Here is a 21,324-nt window from a genome sequence, read left to right on the forward strand (position 1 = left end):
CTGGGTCAGAAACCGCTGAGCACGATCTTGCCGCGGGCGGCGTTGCTTTCCAGCAAGGCGTGGGCGCGCTTGAGGTTGGCGGCGTTGATCGCGCCGAAACGCTCGGCGACGGTGCTCTTGACGATGCCGGCGTCCACCAGCCGCGCCAGCTCGGTCAGCAGCTTGTGCTGCTCGATCTGGTCGTCGGTGGCGAACATCGAGCGGGTGTACATGAACTCCCAGTGCAGCGAGATGCTTTTCACTTTCAACGGGCGCGCGTCCAGCGCTGCCGGGTCGTCGATCAGCGCGAGCTTGCCCTGCGGCGCCAGCGATTCGACGATCTCGCCGAAGTGGGCGTCGGTCTGGTTCAGGCTGGCGACGTAGTCGACGCTCTCGATGCCGATGCGTTTCAGCTCCCGGCTCAGCGGCTGGCTGTGGTCGATCACGTGATGGGCGCCCAGCTCTCTGACCCAGGCCTGGGTTTCCGGCCGCGACGCGGTGGCGATCACGGTGAGGCCGGTCAGCTGGCGCGCTAGCTGGATCATGATGGAGCCGACGCCGCCGGCGGCGCCGACGATCATCAGCTTGCGGCCGGCCGGCTGGCCGTTGGCCAACACCTGCAGGCGGTCGAACAGCAGCTCCCAGGCGGTGATGGCGGTCAGCGGCAGCGCGGCCGCGGTCTCGAAGTCCAGGCTGTCCGGCATGCGGCCGACGATGCGCTCGTCCACCGCGTGCAGCTCGCTGTTGGCGCCGGGGCGCTGCAGCGCGCCGGCGTACCAGACGCGGTCGCCCGGCTGGAACAGCGTGGTCTTGGCGCCGACGGCGCGCACCACGCCGGCCACATCCCAGCCCAGCACCTTGGGCTGGCCGGCTTCCGGCGCCATATTGGCGCGCACCTTCACGTCTACCGGGTTGACGGAAATGGCTTGCACCTCCACCAGCAGATCGCGCTCGCCGATGACGGGCTCGGGCAGTTGCACGTCCTGCAGCGCTTCCGGATGGGAGATGGGCAGATTCTGGTAATAAGCGACGGCTTTCATGGGGTTTCCTCTGGTTACGCAATCCCGGCGGCGGGGCCGCCTTCGTGATGCCTCGCATGGTATTGCTGTTTGATTTGAAGAAAATCCGGCTAATATACGAATCAGTTTCAAAATATTTTTGATAAAAATGGTTAGAGTCGATGATTTGCAGGTATTCATCCGCGCCGCGGACAACGGCAGCCTGTCGGCCGCCGCGCGCCAGCTGGACCTGAGCCCGGCGGTGGCCAGCGCCGCGTTGAAGCGGCTGGAGCAGGCGCTCGGCGCGCAGCTGCTGGCGCGCTCGACCCGCAGCCTGAGGCTGACGCTGGCCGGCGAGCGCTACCTGGAGCACGCGCGCGCGGCGCTGGATGCGCTGCAGGCCGGCAGCCTGGCGCTGGAGCAGGACAGGCGCGAGCTGTCGGGCAGCCTGTCGCTGTCGATGCCGTCGGACCTGGGGCGCAACCTGCTGCGGCCATGGCTGGATGATTTTCTGCGCCGGCATCCCGGCCTGAGCCTGCAGTTGCAGATCAGCGACCGCGTCGCCGATCTCTACCGCCAGCCGGTGGACGTGGCGTTGCGTTACGGCGTGCCGGAGGATTCCAGCCTGGTGGCGCTGCCGCTGGCGGCTGACAACCGCCGGGTGCTGTGCGCGTCGCCGGACTACCTGGTCCGCCACGGCGCGCCGGAGACGCCGCAGGCCCTGCGGGGCCGCCAGTGCCTGCGGCTGGTACTGGGCGCGGCGGTGCACGAGCGCTGGAGTTTCGAACGCCAGGGCGAGCGGCAGACGGTGACGGTGTCCGGGCGCTGGCTCAGCGACGATGGAGAGATCGTGCGGCGCTGGGCGGTGGACGGCTGCGGCATCGCCTACAAGTCGCGGCTGGACGTGCTGGCCGATCTGCGCGCGGGCAGGCTGACGCCCCTGCTGCCCGATTACGGAACCGAGCCGACGCCGCTATGCCTGGTCACGCCGCATCGGCTGATGTTGTCGCCGGCGGTGGCCGCGTTGCGCGCGCATCTGCAAGATTGCCTAGAACGGTATCTGGCGGAGCCGTGACGCGGAGGCGCGCGGCGCGGACCGTATCGATTGAAACAAGTTTCGGGGGAGGGAAGGGCCGATGTGTATTTTCCGCGGGGATTCGGGCTATAATCGCGGCCTTGAATCCCTAACCTTGCGAATCCAGCATTCCAAGCCACTATCTTCCACATGATCCGCAAGCTCATCCGTAAAGTCCTGGAATTGCCCATGGGCAAACGCCGCGGCAAACCGCGCGTCTATCCGTTGCCGCAGCACGGCATCCGCCGCGACCAGCTCAGCCACGCCGCGCTGCGCGTGACTTCCCGGCTGCAGGAAGCCGGCTTCTCCGCCTTCGTGGTGGGCGGCGCCGTGCGCGACCTGATGCTGGGCGTGTCGCCCAAGGATTTCGACGTGGCCACCAACGCCACGCCGGAGCAGGTGCACCACCTGTTCCGCCGCTCCCGCATCATCGGCCGCCGCTTCCGCATCGTCCACGTGATGATGGGCCCGGAAACCATAGAAGTGACCACCTTCCGCGGCGGCAGCGTCGACGACACCAATGAAACCGGCCGCATCATGGCCGACAACAGCTTCGGCAGCCAGGAAGAGGACGCGCACCGGCGCGACTTCACCGTCAACGCGCTGTTCTACGACCCGTCCGACGAAACCGTCATCGACTACCACCACGGCGTCAAGGACCTGCACGCGAAGAAACTGGTGATGATAGGCCAGCCGGCACGCCGCTATCAGGAAGACCCGGTGCGCATGCTGCGCGCGGTGCGCCTGGCGGCCAAGCTGGGCTTCGAGATCGACGAGGACACCAAAAAGCCGATCCGCGCGCATGCCCACCTGCTGAAGAAAGAGCCGCCGGCCCGTTTGTTCGACGAGCTGCTGAAGCTGCTGATGTCCGGCCACGCCTACGCCTGCCTGAAAAAGCTGCGCGAGGAGGGCCTGGCGCGCGGCGTGTTCCCGCTGCTGGACGCGGTGATCGACGACAAGGGCGGCGAGGACGCCTTCCTGAAGCTGAGCCTGGACAACACCGACGCCCGGCTGCGCGCCGACAAGCCGATTTCCGTCGGCTTCCTGCTGGCCACGCTGCTGTGGCGCCAGGTCGACCAGGGCTGGCAGCGCCGCCGCGAGGCGGGCGAGAAGAGCCTGCCGGCGCTGCTGGACGCCATTTCCGACGTCGAGAACGAACAGGACAACGATTTCGCCATTCCGCGCCGCTTCAGCGTGACCATGCGCGAGATCTGGACGCTGCAGGCGCGCTTCGACAGCCGCACCGGCGCCCGCCCATACCGCTTCCTTGAGCAGCCCCGCTTCCGCGCCGCCTATGATTTCCTGGCGCTGCGCAGCGAGGCCGGCGAGGTGCCGCGCGCGCTGGTGGAGTGGTGGGAGCGCTTCCAGCGCGCCGACGCCGACGAGTGCGAGCGCCTGATCGCCGAAGCCAAGGAAGGCGGCGCCGAGGAGCCCGCCAAGAAGCGCCGCCGCCGGCGCAGCGGCCGCCGCAAGCCCGAGGGCGCGGGGGAGAGCGCCGAGTGACGCTGGCCTACGTGGCTCTGGGCAGCAATCTGGAGCAGCCTCAGCAGCAAGTCAGGGCCGCTCTTGCGGCCCTTGGCCATTTGGATGGCGCCACGTTGCTGCGCCATTCCTCGCTCTACCGCACCGCGCCGGTCGGTTACGCCGACCAGCCCGATTTCATCAACGCGGTGGCCTTGCTGGACACAGAGCTGCCGCCGTTGCGCCTGCTGGACGCGTTATTGGCGCTGGAGCAACGCTTCGGCCGCCAGCGCAGCTTCCGCAACGCGCCAAGGGTACTGGATCTTGACTTGTTGTATTACGATGGCGTCTTCCTTGAAGAGCCCCGGCTGATCCTGCCCCATCCGCGCATGCGCGAGCGCGCCTTCGTGATGGTGCCGCTGGCCGAGATCGCCGCCGGCGCCACGCTGCCGGGCGTCGGCGACATCGCCGCGCTGGCGGCGGACCTGGCCGGTTCCGGCGTGGCGCGCCTGGACGACGAGTCCAACCCCAACAAACAGGAACAAGCATGAGTCAATTGCGATACGTGGTGGTGGAGGGGCCGATAGGCTCGGGCAAGTCTTCGCTGGCGCGCCGGCTGTCCGAATACTGGGGCGTGCAGCTGAAGGCCGAGGACCCGGCCGCCAATCCCTTCCTGCCGCGCTTCTATCGCAATATGCCGGCGCACGCGCTGTCCACCCAGCTGAGCTTCCTGCTGCAGCGCGCCGACATCGCGCGCGAGATGATCAGCGGCGAATTGCAGGCCGCGCCGCTGGTATCCGACTTCCTGTTTGAGAAGGACGCGCTGTTCGCCCGCCTCAACCTGGACGAGCACGAGCTGGCGATCTACCAGCGCCTGGCGAGGCTGGCGTTGCCGGAATACCCGGTGCCGGACCTGGTGATCTATCTGCAGGCGTCCGAGGACATCCTGCTGCAGCGGGTGGCCGCGCGCGCCGTCGATTACGAGGTCAACTTCCCCGAGGGCTACCTCAAACGCGTGCATGCCGGCTACAGCGAGTTTTTCCACCAGTACGAGGCGGCGCCGTTGCTGATCGTCAACACCGACCACTTGAATCTGGTGGACGGCGACGAGGACTTCGAGTTATTGATCCGCTGCATTGCCGAAATGCGCGGCCAGCGCAGTTATTTCAACAAGAGCGTCTGACCGGGTTGGTTCCCGCGCGGCGCCGAAGATGGAACGCGAGGAAGTCGAGATGAAAATAACCGTCAATACCCTGCACAAGCTGGCCGAGGAAGGCCGGAAGATCACCATGCTGACCTGCTACGACGCCAGCTTCGCCAGCCTGCTGGACGAGGCCGGCGTGGAAATCCTGCTGGTCGGCGACTCGCTGGGCCCGGTGATGCAGGGCGTGGACTCCACGCTGCCGGTCAGCGAAGAGGACATGCTCTACCACATCCGCTGCGTGGCCCGCGGCGCCAAGAACGCGCTGATCCTCGGCGACATGACCTTCGGCGCCTACCAGGAGAGCCCGCAACAGGCCTTCGCCCATGCCGCGCGCCTGCTGCAGGCCGGCGCCCACATGGTGAAGCTGGAAGGCGGCGCCTACATGGCCGAGACCACCCGCTTCCTGGTGGAGCGCGGCATTCCGGTGTGCTCCCACATCGGCCTGACGCCGCAATACGTCAACATGTTCGGCGGCTACCGCGTGCAGGGCAGGGGCGAAGACGCGCAGCGCATCCTGAACGACGCCAAGGTCCTGGCCGAGGCCGGCGCCAGCCTGGTGCTGATGGAGTGCGTGCCGGCGCCGCTGGCCAAGGAGATCACCGAAACCGTCAAGGCGCCGACCATAGGCATAGGCGCGGGCGCGGACACGTCCGGCCAGGTGCTGGTGCTGCACGACATGCTGGGCGTGTATCCGGGCAAGAAGGCCAAGTTCGTCAAGAACTTCATGGAAGAGGCCGGCAGCATCCAGGGCGCTGTCCAGGCTTACATCAAGGCGGTGAAGGACAAGACCTTCCCGGCCGAAGAGCACACTTACTAAGCCCGGAAGAGAACGAGAGATGGAAATCATCCGTACCGTGGCCGAGATGCGCGCCTGGCGCAAGCAGGCCGGCAAGCTGGCTTTCGTGCCCACCATGGGCAATCTGCACGAGGGGCACCTGAAGCTGGTGGCCGCCGCGCGCGAACGCGCCGAGAAAGTCGTGGTCAGCATCTTCGTCAACCGGCTGCAGTTCGGCCAGGGCGAGGACTTCGACGCTTACCCGCGCACTTTCGACGCCGACTGCGCCAAGCTGGCCGCCGCCGGCGTGGACGCGCTGTTCTTCCCGTCCGAACGCGAGCTGTACCCGCGCGTGCGGCAGGATTTCAACGTCGAGCCGCCGCACATCCAGAACGAGCTGTGCGGCGCCTTCCGCCCCGGGCATTTCCGCGGTGTGGCCACCGTGGTCACCAAGCTGTTCAACATCGTGCAGCCCGATCTGGCCTGTTTCGGCAAGAAGGACTACCAGCAGCTGCACGTGATCCAGGCCATGATCGCCGACCTGAACTCGCCGATCGAGATCGTGCCGGTGGACACCGGCCGCGCCGGCGACGGCCTGGCGCTGTCGTCGCGCAACGGCTACCTGTCGGCCGAAGAGCGCGCCGAAGCGCCGCGCCTGTACCGCAACCTGTCCATGATCCGCGACGGACTGATGGCGGGCAGCCAGGATTACGCGGCGCTGGAGCAAGCCGCGCGCGACGATCTGGCCGCAGCGGGCTGGACCGTGGACTACGTGGAAGTGCGGCAGGCCGATACGCTGGAGATCGCCCACGCCGGCGAGAAGCGCCTGGTGGTGCTGGCCGCCGCTCGCTTGGGCAAGACCCGTCTGATCGACAATATCGAAGTGTTCCGCTAGGCCGGGACGAGAAGGAAGGCTGTCATGCAACGCAATATGCTCAAGTCCAAGCTCCACCGCGTGACCACCACGCATGCCGAGCTGCATTACATCGGCTCCTGCGCCATCGATGAGAACCTGCTGGAAGCGGCGGACATTCTCGAGTACGAAGAGGTGCAGATCTGGAATGTCACCAACGGCGAGCGTTTCGCCACTTACGCGATCAAGGCCGAGCGCGGGTCCGGCGTGATTTCGGTCAACGGTTCCGCCGCGCGCCGCGCCGCGCCGGGCGACCTGCTGATCATCGCCTCGTTCGCGCAGTACGAGGATGCGGAACTGAAGGGCCACTCGCCCAAGCTGGTGTTCGTCGACGGCGACAACCGCCTGACCGAGGTGAAGGGCGCCACGCCGACCCAGCCGGCCTGAGCGCCGGTTTTTCCGCCATCGCCGCGCGTGGCCCGGATGGGCAACCCGCGGCGATTGTCTTTGGATCAGCGCTTCACATACTTGGCCAGCAGCTTGGCCAGCTGTCCGGAGCGGCGCATCGCTTCCAGTTCGCTGTCGATCAGCTGCCTCAAGGCTTCGCCGCGCGGATTTTTGCGGCTGAAGATCATGTGGAAGGGGTTGGCGTTGGCGCCGGGCAGCGGCGCGCGGCCGATGGACGGATCCCCGATGATGTCCAGCGTGCCTATGCTGGCCAGGCCCGCCATGACTTCGTAGTCTTCAGCGAACACGTCCAGCCGGCCGGCTTTCATCATTTTGACCAACTCCGGATAGCTGGCGGCCCGCACCATCCTGTCCTTGTCAACCGTGCCTAGATTCGAATAGGCATAGCCTTTGATGCCGCCCAGCCGGTATCGGTTGAGATCCGCCTGGCTGTCCAGCTTCAATCCCTGAGGGAAGCGATCCTTGGCGTAGAAGACGTAATAGTGGGTTTGGTAGTAGGGCATGGAAAACAGGAAGCGCCGCTCCCGGTCGGGATTCTTGCTGGCGCTGAGCGCCATCACGTAGTTCTCTCCCGCCTCTATTGACGCCAGGCAGCGTTTCCAGGGAGGCAACGCAATGGTGAATGGAATGCCGTGCTTGCCGAGGATGGCGCCTATCACTTCGACCGAGAAGCCGGTGATCTCGGCTGTCGGCTCGCCGTTGGTCCGGCGGTAATAGGTGTAAGGCGGCCATTCGTCGCCGTCGTCGCAGATTCGCACCGGCGAGCGGTCCGGTTCTTCCGCGGAGGCGGGGCCATGGGGCAGGAGCAGGCAGAGCAATAGGGCGGAGAGGGCGCGGCGCATGATGGTTTCCGGAGGTGTGCATGTTCCATTTTATGCGGCGCTCGCCGGCTATGCTTCCGATGTCCAGCGGCGGTTTGATGGTTTTTTTGCACTTGCAGCATGGCTGAGGCATAGTGAAAAGGAGGCGCGGCAAAGACCGCATTCCAATCCTGCGGGGGGATCGTCGATGAGCGTAGGACTGACCGGAGGCTGTCTGTGCGGCGCGGTGCGCTACCGTCTGCGAGGCACGCCGTTCCACATCACCCATTGCCACTGCCGCAGCTGCAGGCGCGCCAGCGGCGCCGCCTTTGTCACCTGGTTCACCGTCCGCGTGCACGAACTGGAGTGGCGCGGCGAGAAACCGGTGCAGTACCACTCGTCTGCGGCGGTGTCGCGCGGCTTCTGTCCGCATTGCGGCTCCACGCTCACATACTTCCACGAGTCCGATCCGGAGGAGATCGACGTGACCGCCGCCTCGCTGGACATGCCGGAGGCGCTGGCGCCGGAGCATCACTCCTGGTGGGAGCAGCGGCTGGAGTGGGGCACCGCCAGCGCGCAGGGCGCGCTGCCGGTGCATCAGCGCGAGGGCGGCTAGCCCAGCGGGCGTCCGCTGACGATCACGCCGTCCTCGTCGGCGTAAAGCCATTGTCCCGGCAGGATGTCGCAACCGGCGACGCGCAGCGGCAGATCCCGCTGGCCGCTGTCCCGCTTCACCGACTTGCGCGGATGCGCGGCCAGCGCCTTGACGCCGAGCGGCAGCTTGCCCAGCGCCGCGCTGTCGCGCACGCAGCCGTCTATCACCAGTCCGGCCCAGCCGTTTTTCACCGCCAGCTCGCCCAACTGGTCCCCCAGCAGCGCGCAGCGGCGCGAACCGCCCCCATCCACCACCAGCACCCGGCCGTTCCCGGGCTCGCCCAGCATTTGGCGCACCAGGCTGTTGTCCTCGAACAGCTTCAGCGTGGCGATGGGGCCGTGGAAGCGGGCATGGCCGCCGAATGATTGAAACACCGGGTCCAGCACTTGGATTTCGGCATCGAACGCGTCGCACAGATCGGTGGTCGCCAAGCTCATGTCGTTCTCTCCGGATAGGAAAATGCCGCCCGGCCGTAAGACGGGGCGGCACCGCCCGCGGGGTACGCGGGCTGATGAGTGGCCGCTTGTGGCGGCAACGCGGCTGGCATGGCTGCCAGCCGCCCACTTTTAGTGGAACTGCTCTTCCTCGGTGGAGCCGGTCAGCGCGGTGACGCTGGAGGTTCCGCCCTGGATTACGGTGGTGACGTCGTCGAAGTAGCCGGTGCCCACTTCCTGCTGGTGGGACACGAAGCTGTAGCCGCGGTCGCGGGCGGCGAACTCGGGCTCCTGCACCTTCTCGACGTATGCGGACATGCCGCGCGCCACGTAGTCCTGCGCCAGGTCGTACATGTTGAACCACATGCTGTGGATGCCGGCCAGGGTGATGAACTGGTACTTGTAGCCCATCGCGCCCAGCTCGCGCTGGAACTTGGCGATGGTGGCGTCGTCCAGGTTCTTCTTCCAGTTGAACGACGGCGAGCAGTTGTAGGCCAGCAGCTTGCCCGGGTGCTTGGCGTGGACGGCCTCGGCGAACTTGCGGGCGAACTCCAGGTCCGGCGTGCCGGTTTCGCACCACACCAGGTCGGCATAGTCGGCGTAGGCCACCGCGCGGCTGATCGCCTGCTCCAGGCCCTTCTTGGTCTTGTAGAAGCCTTCGGCGGTGCGTTCGCCGGTCAGGAAGGGCTCGTCGTTCGGGTCCACGTCGCTGGTCAAGAGGTCGGCCGCTTCGGCGTCGGTGCGGGCGATCACCAGGGTCGGCACGCCGTAGACGTCGGCCGCCAGGCGGGCGGCGATCAGCTTCTGGATCGCTTCCTGGGTCGGCACCAGCACCTTGCCGCCCATGTGGCCGCATTTCTTCACCGAGGCCAGCTGGTCTTCGAAGTGCACGCCCGCGGCGCCGGCGCGGATCATCGCCTTCATCAGCTCATACGCGTTCAGCACGCCGCCGAAGCCGGCTTCGGCATCGGCGACGATGGGGGCGAAGTAGTCGACATAGCCCTTGTCGCCCTTGTCCAGGCCCTTCGCGTGCTGGATCTCGTCGGCGCGGGTGAAGGCGTTGTTGATGCGTTCCACCACCTTGGGCACCGAATCCACCGGGTACAGCGACTGGTCCGGGTACATCGCCGAGTATTCGTTGTTGTCGGCGGCCACCTGCCAGCCGGACAGGTAGATCGCCTTGACGCCGGCCTTCACCTGTTGCATCGCCTGGCCGCCGGTCAGCGCGCCCAGACAGTTGATGTACGGTTCGTTGTTGACCAGCTGCCACAGTTTTTCCGCGCCATGGCGGGCCAGGCTGTGCTCCACCTGCAGCGAGCCGCGCAGGCGTTCGACGTCGGCGGCGCTGTAGCCACGCTTGATTCCCTTCCAGCGCGGGTTTTCGTCCCAGTCCTTCTGGATGGCTGCAATGCGTTGTTCGCGAGTCGTCATGTTGAAACCCTTCTCGAAACGTTTCTGTGCTCGCCGGCGAACCGGCGTCCTCGATGGCTGTACGGCGTATCCGGTGTGCCGGATTTTTTGTCGAAACCGGGTTGGATCGACCCGAATTTCCTTGACCGCGCAGGGTTGCGCTTTTGCGCCGCCGCAGCGGTTTGCTCCTTGGTGTGCGGCCATTATAAGCACAAAAAAATCACCTTGTGTGCAGTGCTGCACAGAAAAAATCCAGTGTTTTCATAAGCTAACAATGTGCTGCTTCAAACGAATATTTGAACGCGACAAATGCATTGTTTGCGAAAAAATGGCCGTAGAAATACGCACATTGACTATTTTTGCCTTGAGATGGAGATATGCGCGTCAGGGCTTGAAATCGGGACGAAAGTCCCTACCTTGCATCTGGACATCAATTTAGCCGGTGCAATTCCGAGGAAACGTCATGCAAGAGAACCAAAACCAAGCGGCCGAAGCCGTGGAAAACGAAATGACCGAGACCGCCAGCGCGGCGCATACCGAGCTGGAGCAGACCCCCGAGCAGCGCATCGCCGGGCTGGAAGCCGAAATCGCCGAACTGAACGACACCCTGCTGCGCGCCCGCGCCGAGCTGGAAAACCAGCGCCGCCGCGCGCAGGACGAGGTGGCCGCCGCGCACAAATACGCGATCGGCAAGTTCGCGGCCGAGCTGGTGACGGTCAAGGATTATCTGGAAATGGCCCTGCTGGACCAGAGCGGCCAGATCGACGCGTTGAAGATGGGCGTGGACATGACGCTGAAACAGCTGGTGTCCGCCTTCGACAAGGCGCAGATCAAGGACATCGCGCCCAAGCTGGGCGACAAGCTGGATCCCCACCAGCACCAGGCGATGAGCGCGGAAGAGTCCGACGCCGAGCCGAACACCGTGGTGCGCGTGATGCAGAAGGGCTATTTGCTGGCCGACCGCGTGCTGCGCCCGGCCATGGTGGTGGTGGCCAAGGCCAAGGCATAAAAAAGGCGCATGCCGGCCTCTTGAAAAGTTCGGCATAGCCAATATTTATTGAGACAACAGGCTCTGACTATCAGATAAGTCAAAGCCGGAACGAATAGAGAAAAGGAATACATCATGGGTAAAATCATCGGTATCGACCTGGGCACCACCAACTCCTGCGTGGCAGTGGTAGAGGGCGGCAACCCGAAAGTCATCGAGAACGCCGAAGGCAACCGCACCACCCCGTCCATCATCGCCTACGTCGAAGACGGCGAGATCCTGGTGGGCGCGCCGGCCAAGCGCCAGGCCGTCACCAACCCGAAGAACACCATCTACGCCGCCAAGCGCCTGATCGGCCGTCGCTTCGAGGACAAGGAAGTGCAGAAGGACATCGACCTGATGCCTTTCGAAATCCTGAAGGCCAAGAACGGCGACGCCTGGGTCAAGGTGCGCGACCAGGAACTGGCTCCGCCGCAAATCTCCGCAGAAGTGCTGCGCAAGATGAAAAAGGCCGCCGAAGACTACCTGGGCGAGGAAGTGACCGAAGCCGTGATCACCGTGCCGGCCTACTTCAACGACAGCCAGCGCCAGGCCACCAAGGACGCCGGCCGCATCGCCGGCCTGGAAGTCAAGCGCATCATCAACGAGCCGACCGCGGCCGCGCTGGCTTTCGGCCTGGCCAAGCAGGAAGGCGACCGCAAGATCGCGGTGTACGACCTGGGCGGCGGCACCTTCGACGTGTCCATCATTGAAATCGCCGACGTGGACGGCGAGCACCAGTTCGAAGTGCTGTCGACCAACGGCGACACCTTCCTGGGCGGCGAAGACTTTGACCAGCGCCTGATCGACTACATCGTCACCGAGTTCAAGAAAGAGCAAGGCGTCGACCTGAAGCAGGACGTGATGGCACTGCAACGTCTGAAGGAAGCCGCTGAAAAGGCCAAGATCGAGCTGTCCAGCGCCACCCAGACCGAAGTGAACCTGCCGTACATCACCATGGACGCCACCGGTCCCAAGCACTTGGCGATGAAGATCACCCGCGCCAAGTTCGAAAGCCTGGTGGATGACCTGATCGCCCGCTCTATCGAGCCGTGCCGCGTGGCGCTGAAGGACGCAGGCGTGTCGCTGTCCGACATCACCGACGTGATCCTGGTCGGCGGCCAGACCCGCATGCCGAAAGTGCAGGACGCGGTCAAGGAATTCTTCGGCAAGGAGCCGCGCAAGGATGTGAATCCGGACGAAGCCGTGGCCGTCGGCGCCGCGATCCAGGGCTCCGTGCTGTCCGGCGACCGCAAGGACGTGCTGCTGCTGGACGTGACCCCGCTGTCGCTGGGCATCGAAACCCTGGGCGGCGTGATGACCAAGCTGATCCAGAAGAACACGACGATCCCGACCAAGGCGTCGCAAACCTTCTCCACCGCCGACGACAACCAGACCGCGGTGACCATCCACGTGCTGCAGGGCGAGCGCGAGAAGGCCGCCGCCAACAAGTCGCTGGGCCAGTTCAACCTGGGCGACATCCCGCCGGCGCCGCGCGGCATCCCGCAGATCGAGGTCGAGTTCAATATCGACGCCAACGGCATTCTGCACGTGTCCGCCAAGGACAAGGCCACCGGCAAGCAGGCCAACATCACCATCCAGGCGTCTTCCGGCCTGTCCGAGGCCGAGATCGAGCGCATGGTGAAGGATGCCGAGGCCAACGCCGAGGAAGACAAGAAGCTGCATGAGCTGGTGACCGCGCGCAACCACGCCGAAGGCCTGATCCACAGCATCAAGAAATCGCTGGGCGAGCACGGCGACAAGATCGGCGCCGATGAAAAGGCCAAGATCGAGTCCGCGCTGAAGGAAGCCGAGGAAGTGGTGAAGGGCGACGACAAGGAAGCCATCGAGGCCAAGGCCGAAGAACTGGCCAAGGCCAGCCAGAAACTGGGCGAGATCATGTACGCCCAGGCTCAGGCGGAAGCCGGCGCCCAAGGCGGCGCCGAGCAGGCCGAAGCCGGCAAGAAGGACGAAGGCAACGTGGTGGACGCCGAGTTCGAAGAAGTGAAGAAAGACAAGGCCTGATAGCCGTCTTGTCATGAAGGCGCCAGATGACCGGGCCAAGCCCTCCGGGAAGCCCCGGGGCTTGCTCCGGTCATCGGCGTTTGCGTGACCGCCTTCAGGTTTGGTCTTTTGGAGAGTGCATGTCGTCCCGTATCACCTTTTCGGCCCGAGGGCCGTTTTTCGAAACGCTGAAGTCCCGGGTTGACGCCTACTTTCAGCAAACCGGCCAGCGCCACACCGGCAACCGCCTGTTGCATTTCAAGACCGCGTTCGCTTACGCGCTGGCCGGCTTCAGCTACGCGGCGCTGGTGTGGGGCGCGGAGCATTGGTGGTCGGCGCTGCTGGCCGGCTTCGGCCTGGCGCAGGGCCTGGTGCTGATCGCCTTCAACGTGATGCACGACGGCGCCCACGGCAGCTATTCGCGCAAACGCTGGGTGAATTGGCTGATGGGCTCCAGCATGGAGGTGCTGGGCGGCAGCCAGAGCTTGTGGCAGCAGAAGCACAATGTGCTGCACCACACTTACACCAATGTGGACGGCAAGGACGACGACATCGCGCTGGGCAGCCTGATGCGCTTGTCGCCGGCCACGCCGTGGCGGCCCTGGCACAGGCTGCAGCATTGGTACGCGGTGTTCCTGTATAGCCTGTTGACGCTGTTCTGGTTGTTGTTCAGCGACTGGCACAAGATGATACGCGGCAAGATCGGCGATACGCCGCTGCCGAAGCGGGCATGGTGGGAATGGCCTTATTTTGTGGCCACCAAGTTGCTGTACGTCGGCTACACCCTGGTCTTGCCGGCCTTGTACCACCCGTTTTCGCATGTGTTGCTGGCTTTCATCGGCGTGCACCTGCTGTTCGGCCTGACGCTGTCGGTGGTGTTCCAGTTGGCGCACACGGTGGAAGGCGCGGCTTTCCCGCTGCCGGGAGACGACGGCAAGATGGCCGACGAGTGGGCGGTGCATCAGCTGAAGACCACGGCCAATTTCGCCTGCGGCAACCGCCTGGTGACGTTTTACATGGGCGGCCTGAATTTCCAGGTCGAGCATCATTTGTTCCGCAAGACCAGCCATGTCCACTACCCGGCGCTGAGCCGGATCGTGGCCGATGCCTGCCGGGAGCACGGCATGCCCTACCAGTCGTTTCAGTCGGTATGGGCGGCGATGAAGGCGCATTTCCGCTTTTTGAAACAGATGGGGCGACAACCGGCCGCGCTGAGCGCGGGCCCTGTTGCTGCGGCAACCAGAATTTGAGAGTGACAGCAAGATGTCAAAAAGAGACTACTACGATGTGCTCGGCGTCAATCGCGACGCTTCCGACGACGACATCAAGAAGGCTTACCGCAAGCTGGCGATGAAGTACCATCCGGACCGCAATCCGGACAGCAAGGAGGCCGAGGACAAGTTCAAGGAGGTGAAGGAAGCCTACGAGATCCTGTCCGATAGCCAGAAGCGCGGCGCCTACGACCAGTTCGGCCACGCGGGCGTGGATCCGCAGGCCGGCATGGGCGGCGGCGGCCAGGGCTTCGGCGGCTTCGGCGATTTCGCCGACATCTTCAGCGACATCTTCGGCGGCGGCCGGGGCGGCAGCGGCGGCGGGCGTTCCAACGTCTACCGCGGCGCCGACCTGCGCTACAACATGGAAATCACGCTGGAAGAGGCGGCGCGCGGTTGCGAGAAGCAGATCCGCATCCCATCGCACGAATCCTGCTCCACCTGCAATGGAACCGGCGCCAAGCCGGGCACCCAGCCCAAGACCTGCGCCACTTGCGGCGGCCACGGCCAGGTGCGGATGAGCCAGGGCTTTTTCTCGATCCAGCAGACCTGCCCGACCTGCCACGGCACGGGCAAGCAGATCACCGATCCGTGCGGCAGCTGCCACGGCGCCGGCCAGAAGAAGACCACCAAGACGCTGAACGTGAAGATTCCGGCCGGCGTCGACGAGGGCGACCGCATCCGCCTGGGCGGCGAGGGCGAGCCGGGCCAGAACGGCGGGCCGGCCGGCGATCTGTACGTGGTCACCCATATCAAGCAGCACGCGGTGTTCCAGCGCGACGGCATGGACCTGCACTGCGAGATGCCGATCTCCTTCTCCACCGCGGCGCTGGGCGGAGAAGTGGAAATCCCGACCCTGGACGGCATGGCCAAGGTGAAGATTTCGCCGGAAACCCAGAGCGGACGGGTCTACCGCCTGCGCGGCAAGGGCGTGAAGGCGGTGCGCGGCGCCGAGTACGGCGATCTGCACTGCCACGTGGTGGTGGAAACCCCGGTCAAGCTGACCGAGCGCCAGAAAGAGCTGCTGCGCGAGTTCGAGGCGATCAGCCAGGGCGATGTGGCCACCCACAATCCGCGTTCCAAGTCCTTCATGGACAAGCTGCGCGATTTCTTCGAATAAGCTGTTGAGTCGGAACTGCGAAACGCCAGCCTCAGGGCTGGCGTTTTTGTTTGGCTGCCGTTCAAAGCAAAACAGCCGCCCTGTGGGGCGGCTGTTCGCACATTCCAGAAACCGAGGAGACTTAGAAGTTGTGCTTCATCATCGCCCAAGCCAGCGAGGACGTATCTTTGGCGTGCTGGTTGATGGTTTGAGCGTCCTTGTTTTCCTTCAGTTCGCCGTAGCCGACTTGCACCATGGTGCGCTTGCTCAGGGTGTAGTCCAGAGCTGCCGCCCACTGGCTGGCGCCCAGGCTGTAGCGGACGCCGTCGATCTTGGCGTCGCCGCGCTTCGAGTAGACGATGGACGGCTTGAAGTTACCGATGGTATAGGCGGCGTTGATGGCCCAGCCGGTGTTTTCCACCTTGTTGGTGCCGCTGCCTATGGTCGGGCTCAATTGCTTGATGCCGGGAATGACATAAACCGGCTGTTTGTTGTCGTCAACCTTGAGTGTGCCGTCGGCATTCTTGGCTTGCGCGGAAGCGTTGCCATAGGTGGTCAGCCACTGGTAGGTAGCGGCCAGGTACAGGTTGTTGGCGCTGTAACCGCCTTCCAGGCGGTTGGTGGAGCTGTTGCTGCCGCCCTTGGTGTTCAGCACGCCGGCGTAGGCCCAGGCGCCGAAGAAGCCGGAGTTCTGATAGGCCAAACGTGCGCCGTATTGTTCGCCCTGTTTCATCTGGCCTACGGCGGCGTTCTCGCCCGCGCCGTATTGCAGCGTGAGATTGAAGCCATTCCAGGTGGGGGAATCGTAGCGGACGCTGTTTTTGTAGCGGCTGTCGCCGTAGGAGAACAGGTCGGTTGCCTCGTACAGCGGGAAGTTGGTGCCCATGCCGTCGCGGCGCGGACCGTACAGGTTGTCGGTGGCTTCGCTGTCGCCCAGCACGTCGGTCAGGTAACCCACGCGCAGCTTGCCGTAACTGCTGTCGATGCCAACATAGCTTTCACGGTTGGCGAAGGTGCCGGACGCGGTGCCGCCGCCGGAGACGCCATCCATGGCGAAGCCGGTTTCCACTTGCCAGATGGTTTTCAGGCCGTTGCCCAGATCTTCGTTGCCGCGGAAGCCGATACGGCTGCCGAAATCGTCGACGCCGAAAGTGGAGCTGTAGTTGTTGGTGCTGTTCTTGGTGACGGAGACGCCGGCGCGCAGCGAGCCGTAGAGGTTGACGTCGGCTTGAGCGAATGCCGGGATGGCCGCTGCGACTGCGGCGGCGAGTACGATTTTCTTCATTTTCTCTAAAACCCTTTGTTTCGATTTCTTGCCCTGAGGCGCCTGCCGGCGGTGTTGTTTTTATTCCGCCGTGATAGGTTCGGCAGTGTGGAGGAGGGATGAGTTTTTCGTCAAGACATACTTCTTAACATATCAGAACAATTCACTGTAATGACAATTGCCTGTCAAGGCGCTTTTTTTGCATGAAAAATGATATTTTGTTTCACATCAAAAGCTTGTTTTCAGGTTTTCTGGCTGTGGAAGCTATTTGTAAAATTTGTAATTTATATGGAATATAAAAATTTCCATTAATAGTGAAATTTATTGTTGCTTTTATGCATTTTGCTGCAATTGCACAATTCATGATGATTGAGTTTTTATCATGCAAATTCATGGCCGGCCGATGGCGGGTGAGTTGCGCACGGTCATACGCTTGGCTGCGATTGGCTGGCGGGCGCGCTCAAGATCCGCGTCGCGGAAAAAGATGCGCGGGTTAGGATTCCCCTGTCCACGCGCAGTGCCTTGGAGCCGGCTATATCGCCTGAGCGGTTCCGCAGCGGCGGCCAGGCATGGAGGCATGCTGAAAAGGGTTTGATTGCTAAATAGATCCCATAAACCGATAGATTCTATGCTTTTGCTCAAAACTTCAGAATGCGGGAGGACTGGGCGAGCCGGGAGATGGCGCGCCCACGCGCAGGGGGCGGGCAGGCGGCCTCGCTGCAGGAACGCATCGCGACGATGCGTAAAGCCCGCTGCCGCGTCGGGGGGATTGGGCGTACAATTGCCGATGTCTTTTTTAGGGGGCTGTCGTCATGATTTTTGCCAATCGCTATTTCCCGGTGACCCGCATGCGCAGGATGCGCAAGGATGCGTTCAGCCGCCGGTTGATGCGCGAGAACGTGCTGACCACCAACGACCTGATCTACCCGGTCTTCGTGATGGAGGGCAGCAATCAGGTGGTGGATGTGCCGTCGATGCCGGGCGCGCCGCGGCTGACGCTGGACAAGCTGCTGCCGGTGGCCGAGGAGGCGCTGGAGCTGGGCATCCCGATGCTGTCGCTGTTCCCGGTGATCACCGGGAACAAGGACAATGAAGGCAGCGAGGCCTACAATCCGGAAGGGCTGGTGCCGCGCGTGGTGCGGGAGCTGAAGAAGCGCTTCCCGGAGCTGGGCGTGATGACCGACGGCGCGCTGGATCCTTATACCATCCACGGCCAGGACGGCGTGATCGACGCCAACGGCTACGTGCTGAACGACGAGACCACGGAAATCCTGATCAAGCAGGGCCTGTGCCATGCCGAAGCCGGCGTCGACGTGTTCGGCCCCTCCGACATGATGGACGGCCGCATCGGCGCGATCCGGGAGGCCTTCGAGGAGGAAGGCTTCATCCACACCAAGATCCTGGCCTACTCCGCCAAGTATTCGTCCGGCTTCTACGGCCCGTTCCGCGACGCGCTGGGCTCGTCCGCCAACCTCGGCAAGGCCGACAAGAACAGCTACCAGATGGATCCGGCCAATATCGAAGAGGCGATCCAGGAGGTGGCCCAGGACTTGGAAGAGGGCGCCGACATGGTGATGATCAAGCCCGGCATGCCCTACCTGGACGTGATCCGCCGCGTCAAGGACACCTTCCATGTGCCGACCTTCGCCTACCAGGTGTCCGGCGAGTATGCGATGCTGAAGGCGGCCTTCCAGAACGGTTGGCTCAATGAAGAGAAGTGCATGATGGAGAGCCTGCTGGCGTTCAAGCGCGCCGGCGCCGACGGCATCCTCACTTATTTCGCGATGGACGCCGCCCGGCTGCTGCGCCAGCGCGGATAGCCGATAATAGGTAGTGACGGACCGCACCCCTTGGCGCGAGCGTGGCAAGGGGTGTTCGCTTTTCGAGGATGAACCATGGACGTGCTGCATTCCACCTGGTTCTGGCTGGCGGTGATCGCCGCGCCGGCCATCACCGCCGTCGGCGTGCTGGCCAGGCTGGCCAGGCGCGAGCCGCCGGTGGAACTGCCGCCCGGCGTCAAGCCGCTGGGTTGGGACGGCGATGAGGAAGACGCGCCGTCCGGCGAGGCGGAAATATTGCCGCACGGTGACAGAGCGCCGCCAAAACGCTGACAACTGTCACTGCTAGCCGCCATGCGGCTGGGCTAGAATGGCGGCAGTTTCCGGCGCGCAGCCGCCAAGCGCGGCGCGCGGTGCCTGCGGACGCGGGTTCGATTCCCGCGTCCCGCCTATCCAAAGGACTGCCATGAACCACACCTATCTCGCTCACCTGCAGGCTACGCTGGCCCAGATCCGGGCCGACGGTTTCGAGAAGCCGGAGCGCGTGATCGCCACGCCGCAAAGCGCCGACATCGCGCTGGCCGGCGGCGAGCATGTGCTGAACTTCTGCGCCAACAACTACCTGGGCCTGGCCGACGACAAGCGCCTGGTGCTGGCCGCCAAGGCCGGCATGGACCAGTACGGCTACGGCTGCGCGTCGGTGCGCTTCATCTGCGGCACCCAGTCCATCCACAAGCAGCTGGAAAAATCGATTTCCGAGTTCCTCGGCGCCGACGACACCATCCTGTACTCCAGCTGTTTCGACGCCAACGGCGGCGTGTTCGAAACCCTGCTGACCGAAGAGGACGCGGTGATCTCGGACGAGCTGAACCACGCGTCCATCATCGACGGCGTGCGCCTGTCCAAGGCCAAGCGCTTCCGCTACAAAAACAACGACATGGCCGATCTGGAGGCGCAGCTGGTCGCCGCCGAACAGGCCGGCGCCCGCTTCAAGCTGATCGTCACCGACGGCGTGTTCTCCATGGACGGCATCATCGCCGATCTGAAGGGCATCTGCGACCTGGCCGAGCGCCACGACGCGCTGGTGATGGTGGACGACTCGCACGCGGTGGGCTTCATCGGCGAAACCGGCGCCGGCACGCCGGAATACTGCGGCGTCTCCGACCGCGTCGACATCTACACCGGCACGCTGGGCAAGGCGCTGGGCGGCGCGTCCGGCGGCTACGTCGCCGCGCACCAACCCATCGTCGACCTGCTGCGCCAGCGCTCGCGCCCCTATCTGTTCTCCAACACGCTGGCGCCGGCCATCGCCGCCGCCAGCGTGGAAGTGCTGAACATCCTGAAGGGCGGCGAGGGCGCGGAGCTGCGCGCCAAGGTGCGCCGCAACGCCGAGCTGTTCCGCAAGGAAATGTCCGCCGCCGGCTTCACCCTGGTGCCGGGCGAACACCCGATCATCCCGGTGATGCTGGGCGATGCCCGCCTGGCAGGCGAGATGGCCGCCAAGCTGCTGGCCGAAGGCGTGTACGTGATCGGCTTCTCCTACCCGGTGGTGCCCAAGGGCAAGGCGCGCATCCGCACCCAGATGTCCGCCGCGCACAGCGAGGAGCAAGTGAAGAAGGCTGTTGCCGCCTTCATCAAGGTCGGCCGCGAGCTGGGCGTAATCTGATTTGACCGCATGACAGGCCGCGCGGCGTCCGCGCGGCTTCAAGGATAGAGACATGAAGGCGCTTGCCAAGCTGAAGGCCGCTCCCGGCCTGGAAATGACCGATGTTCCGCTGCCGGAAGTCGGCCACAACGATCTGTTGATCAAGATCGTCAAGACCGCGATCTGCGGCACCGACATCCATATCTGGAACTGGGACGAGTGGTCGCAGAAGACCATCCCGGTGCCGATGCACGTCGGGCACGAGTACGTCGGCGTCGTCGCCGGCATGGGTTCGGAAGTGCAGGGCTTCAAGATCGGCCAGCGCGTGTCCGGCGAAGGCCACATCACCTGCGGCTATTGCCGCAACTGCCGCGCCGGCCGCCGCCACCTGTGCCGCAACACCACCGGCGTCGGCGTCAACCGCGAAGGCGCGTTCGCCGAATACCTGGTGATTCCGGCCTTCAATGCCTTCCCGATCCCGGACGACATCTCCGACGACCTGGCCTCCATCTTCGACCCGTTCGGCAATGCCGTGCACACCGCGCTGTCGTTCAACCTGGTGGGCGAGGACGTGCTGATCACAGGCGCCGGCCCGATCGGCATCATGGCGGTGGCCATCGCCAAGCATGTCGGCGCGCGCCATGTCGTCATCACCGACGTCAACGACTACCGGCTGGAGCTGGCGAAGAAGATGGGCGCCACCCGTGCCGTCAACGTCGCCCGCGAGGACCTGAAGGCGGTGATGCAGGAGCTGCACATGAGCGAGGGCTTCGACGTGGGCCTGGAAATGTCCGGCAATCCGCAGGCTTTCCGCCAGATGCTGGAAACGATGAACCACGGCGGCAAGGTGGCGCTGCTGGGCATTCCGCCGTCCAATACCGCCATCGACTGGAACCAGGTGATCTTCAAGGGCCTGGAAATCAAGGGCATTTACGGCCGCGAGATGTTCGAGACCTGGTACAAGATGGTGGCCCTGATCCAGTCCGGCCTGGACATCAGTCCTATCATCACCCACCACTTCAAGGTGGACGAGTTCGAGCAGGGCTTCGCCGCGATGCTGTCCGGCCAGAGCGGCAAGGTGATCCTGGACTGGCGCTGAGTCCCGCGTCCGTCAGCATGCGAAG

Annotated in this window: 21 protein-coding genes and 1 tRNA gene; 17 read left to right on the top strand and 5 right to left on the bottom strand. The window is 64.2% G+C overall.

The annotated features are described in order from the left end of the window. Positions 1–5: 5 nt before the first annotated feature. Positions 6–1,019, bottom strand: coding sequence for a zinc-binding alcohol dehydrogenase family protein (locus CV_RS07995; RefSeq protein WP_011135182.1), 1,014 nt, complete (start codon positions 1,017–1,019; stop codon positions 6–8). 127 nt (positions 1,020–1,146) lie between these two features. Between CV_RS07995 and CV_RS08000 the strand changes: the two genes are divergently transcribed. The 7 genes from CV_RS08000 to panD all read left to right on the top strand — a co-directional run bounded on the left by CV_RS08000 (position 1,147) and on the right by panD (position 6,792). Continuing rightward, positions 1,147–2,052 carry a LysR family transcriptional regulator gene (locus CV_RS08000; protein ID WP_043595826.1) on the top strand — a complete coding sequence of 302 codons (906 nt, stop codon included), beginning with the start codon at positions 1,147–1,149 and terminating at the stop codon, positions 2,050–2,052. 150 nt (positions 2,053–2,202) lie between these two features. Then, positions 2,203–3,555: a polynucleotide adenylyltransferase PcnB gene (pcnB, locus tag CV_RS08005; protein WP_011135184.1), complete on the top strand. Its 1,353-nt coding sequence runs from the start codon at positions 2,203–2,205 to the stop codon at positions 3,553–3,555. Next, a complete protein-coding gene (gene folK / locus CV_RS08010; RefSeq protein WP_011135185.1) occupies positions 3,552–4,064 on the top strand; it encodes a 2-amino-4-hydroxy-6-hydroxymethyldihydropteridine diphosphokinase in 513 nt (170 codons plus the stop codon). The genes pcnB and folK overlap by 4 nt, the downstream gene beginning before the upstream one ends. Continuing rightward, the gene (locus tag CV_RS08015) at positions 4,061–4,696 is read left to right on the top strand and encodes a deoxynucleoside kinase (protein ID WP_011135186.1); all 636 of its coding nucleotides are present in this window, start codon (positions 4,061–4,063) and stop codon (positions 4,694–4,696) included. The genes folK and CV_RS08015 overlap by 4 nt, the downstream gene beginning before the upstream one ends. 49 nt (positions 4,697–4,745) lie before the next feature. Then, complete coding sequence (panB, locus tag CV_RS08020) at positions 4,746–5,534, top strand: 3-methyl-2-oxobutanoate hydroxymethyltransferase (RefSeq protein WP_011135187.1); 789 nt, start codon at positions 4,746–4,748, stop codon at positions 5,532–5,534. 19 nt (positions 5,535–5,553) lie between these two features. Continuing rightward, positions 5,554–6,387 carry a pantoate--beta-alanine ligase gene (gene panC, locus CV_RS08025; protein ID WP_011135188.1) on the top strand — a complete coding sequence of 278 codons (834 nt, stop codon included), beginning with the start codon at positions 5,554–5,556 and terminating at the stop codon, positions 6,385–6,387. A 24-nt stretch (positions 6,388–6,411) separates the two neighbouring features. Further along, the gene (panD, locus tag CV_RS08030) at positions 6,412–6,792 is read left to right on the top strand and encodes an aspartate 1-decarboxylase (protein WP_011135189.1); all 381 of its coding nucleotides are present in this window, start codon (positions 6,412–6,414) and stop codon (positions 6,790–6,792) included. 65 nt (positions 6,793–6,857) lie between these two features. On the opposite strand, the gene CV_RS08035 is transcribed toward panD, so the two are convergent. Continuing rightward, positions 6,858–7,655, bottom strand: coding sequence for a substrate-binding periplasmic protein (locus CV_RS08035; RefSeq protein ID WP_043595829.1), 798 nt, complete (start codon positions 7,653–7,655; stop codon positions 6,858–6,860). 166 nt (positions 7,656–7,821) lie between these two features. On the opposite strand from CV_RS08035, the gene CV_RS08040 reads away from it, so the two are divergent. Further along, positions 7,822–8,229, top strand: coding sequence for a GFA family protein (locus tag CV_RS08040; protein WP_043595832.1), 408 nt, complete (start codon positions 7,822–7,824; stop codon positions 8,227–8,229). Here CV_RS08040 and rraA read toward each other — a convergent pair. After that, the gene (gene rraA / locus CV_RS08045) at positions 8,226–8,705 is read right to left on the bottom strand and encodes a ribonuclease E activity regulator RraA (protein ID WP_011135192.1); all 480 of its coding nucleotides are present in this window, start codon (positions 8,703–8,705) and stop codon (positions 8,226–8,228) included. The genes CV_RS08040 and rraA overlap by 4 nt on opposite strands. Positions 8,706–8,834: 129 nt before the next feature. Then, positions 8,835–10,133 (bottom strand): isocitrate lyase, encoded by a 1,299-nt coding sequence (gene aceA, locus CV_RS08050; RefSeq protein ID WP_011135193.1) that lies wholly within the window; start codon positions 10,131–10,133, stop codon positions 8,835–8,837. A 442-nt stretch (positions 10,134–10,575) separates the two neighbouring features. Between aceA and grpE the strand changes: the two genes are divergently transcribed. The 4 genes from grpE to dnaJ all read left to right on the top strand — a co-directional run bounded on the left by grpE (position 10,576) and on the right by dnaJ (position 15,534). Then, positions 10,576–11,121: a nucleotide exchange factor GrpE gene (grpE, locus tag CV_RS08055; RefSeq protein ID WP_043595834.1), complete on the top strand. Its 546-nt coding sequence runs from the start codon at positions 10,576–10,578 to the stop codon at positions 11,119–11,121. A gap of 114 nt (positions 11,122–11,235) precedes the next feature. After that, positions 11,236–13,164 (top strand): molecular chaperone DnaK, encoded by a 1,929-nt coding sequence (dnaK, locus tag CV_RS08060; RefSeq protein WP_011135195.1) that lies wholly within the window; start codon positions 11,236–11,238, stop codon positions 13,162–13,164. A 119-nt stretch (positions 13,165–13,283) separates the two neighbouring features. After that, positions 13,284–14,393, top strand: coding sequence for a fatty acid desaturase family protein (locus tag CV_RS08065; protein ID WP_011135196.1), 1,110 nt, complete (start codon positions 13,284–13,286; stop codon positions 14,391–14,393). Positions 14,394–14,406: 13 nt separating this feature from the next. Continuing rightward, entirely contained in the window at positions 14,407–15,534 is a 1,128-nt protein-coding gene (gene dnaJ, locus CV_RS08070; RefSeq protein ID WP_011135197.1) for a molecular chaperone DnaJ, read from the top strand. Positions 15,535–15,655: 121 nt separating this feature from the next. Here dnaJ and CV_RS08075 read toward each other — a convergent pair whose 3' ends face one another. Then, positions 15,656–16,798, bottom strand: coding sequence for a porin (locus tag CV_RS08075; RefSeq protein WP_011135198.1), 1,143 nt, complete (start codon positions 16,796–16,798; stop codon positions 15,656–15,658). 791 nt (positions 16,799–17,589) lie between these two features. Here CV_RS08075 and hemB point away from each other — a divergent pair. The 5 genes from hemB (at position 17,590) to tdh (ending at position 21,299) form a co-directional block, all read left to right on the top strand. Then, positions 17,590–18,597 (top strand): porphobilinogen synthase, encoded by a 1,008-nt coding sequence (hemB, locus tag CV_RS08080; protein ID WP_011135200.1) that lies wholly within the window; start codon positions 17,590–17,592, stop codon positions 18,595–18,597. Positions 18,598–18,672: 75 nt separating this feature from the next. Continuing rightward, on the top strand, positions 18,673–18,888 hold the full coding sequence (locus CV_RS08085) for a hypothetical protein (RefSeq protein ID WP_011135201.1): 216 nt from the start codon (positions 18,673–18,675) through the stop codon (positions 18,886–18,888). A gap of 25 nt (positions 18,889–18,913) precedes the next feature. Beyond that, positions 18,914–19,006 (top strand) — tRNA-OTHER (locus CV_RS23455). A gap of 15 nt (positions 19,007–19,021) precedes the next feature. Further along, on the top strand, positions 19,022–20,221 hold the full coding sequence (locus tag CV_RS08090; protein ID WP_011135202.1) for a glycine C-acetyltransferase: 1,200 nt from the start codon (positions 19,022–19,024) through the stop codon (positions 20,219–20,221). A 52-nt stretch (positions 20,222–20,273) separates the two neighbouring features. Beyond that, on the top strand, positions 20,274–21,299 hold the full coding sequence (gene tdh / locus CV_RS08095; RefSeq protein WP_011135203.1) for an L-threonine 3-dehydrogenase: 1,026 nt from the start codon (positions 20,274–20,276) through the stop codon (positions 21,297–21,299). The last annotated feature ends 25 nt before the right edge of the window (positions 21,300–21,324 follow it).

The organism is Chromobacterium violaceum ATCC 12472, from assembly GCF_000007705.1.
Taxonomy (GTDB): domain Bacteria; phylum Pseudomonadota; class Gammaproteobacteria; order Burkholderiales; family Chromobacteriaceae; genus Chromobacterium; species Chromobacterium violaceum.